The following is a 1,228-nucleotide window of genomic DNA, read 5'->3' as shown; positions in this document are numbered from 1 at the left end:
TATTTTTTTGATTTTTTAAGGGAAGTAGAGGCTGCAACCTTTCTACTTCCCTTTTTTTTTGTTTTATAATAGTAATACATTATAGTAAATAAGTCAAATTTTTCCCAACGACCAACGACCTTCTATGTGTGTGTGTCGTAGTAACACACACATAGAATTATTAAATTAAGCTTAAATTTTCGCTCCGCTCACAAAACAAATTTAACTCTAATTTTTTTTAATAGCTAATAGGCAAGAAAGAATTTTTATAAGCTTCAAAAAGTGTCTTAAATATTTGTCTTTTTTTGGTGTTTTTATTAATTGCAGGATAGCCTTTTATTTCCTAAAAAGTTACCTTTTTAAAAAATAAAAGGCGAAATCTCTGCGAGGCTCACTAGCAGATATACATCTGCTATTCTGTTATACACCAAAAAAAGAAAAAGGGGATTTAAAACAGGCTAGGTTGATTTTTGTTTTCTTGCTCTGCTTTTTTGCGTAAATAATCTTTGTATTCTTGGCTGTTTTCTATAAGCTGTAACACATAATTATTACGATTTTCTAAAGTTTTAAAAAAGGGGAACAAGCTTTTAGGAACTCTTGTTGTCATAATTTCAGTAGGGCGTTTTTTTATGTTTGGCATTTTGTTTTTACTCCTTTTTCAAGTTGATAACGAATTGACTTTAAATAACAATTTACAATATAAGCCGAATTAGTGCAAAGAAGCTCAAACCAATAAGGCTCATTTTTTCTAGCGTATTTTAATATTTCAGTTAATTCTGTTAAACCTTGCTCGTCTATAAAGTCCATTATGTCAGCAATCGCTTTTAAACGCTTCTCATTTAGCTCTTTTTCGCTAAAGAGATACTTTTCTATATCAAAGCCATTAAATGCCTTTAAATCGCTTAATTTGTATTGTGCTTTCTCTGGGTTGTCTAAATGAAGCATATAGCGGACATTACCTTTAGCATTATGGATTATTTGCGGAGCTGTTGCTCCTATTTCGTCCATTATAGTCTTTATTTGATTGTAAGACTTTTTACCATTGACATAAATTAAGCAATGGTAATGCGGTTTCTTTGGCGTATTATCTGCATTTACATCGCTATCGTGTAAAGGACTTCTAACCCACTCAAAACCATATTTTAAACTTAAAATTTCTTCCCAATCCTGTGCTACACTTTCAGGATAAACTAAAAATCCCCAGTATCTTGCCTTGTCATTTTTAGCATTTTCTGCCATAATATACCCC

General features: G+C 31.3%; 2 protein-coding genes. Both read right to left on the bottom strand.

The genetic code is table 11. The features are described 5' to 3' along the window. Positions 1–427 precede the first annotated feature (427 nt). Entirely contained in the window at positions 428–619 is a 192-nt protein-coding gene (locus tag AVBRAN12642_RS09675; RefSeq protein ID WP_082200914.1) for a hypothetical protein, read from the bottom strand. Beyond that, positions 607–1,228 (bottom strand): replication protein (locus AVBRAN12642_RS09670; protein ID WP_336608307.1); only part of this gene is annotated, 622 nt, incomplete at its 5' end. The genes AVBRAN12642_RS09675 and AVBRAN12642_RS09670, both read right to left, overlap by 13 nt.

Source organism: Campylobacter sp. RM12642, assembly GCF_020137635.1.
In the GTDB taxonomy this organism is placed as follows: domain Bacteria; phylum Campylobacterota; class Campylobacteria; order Campylobacterales; family Campylobacteraceae; genus Campylobacter_E.
This window is presented reverse-complemented; position numbering and strand designations above follow the sequence as displayed.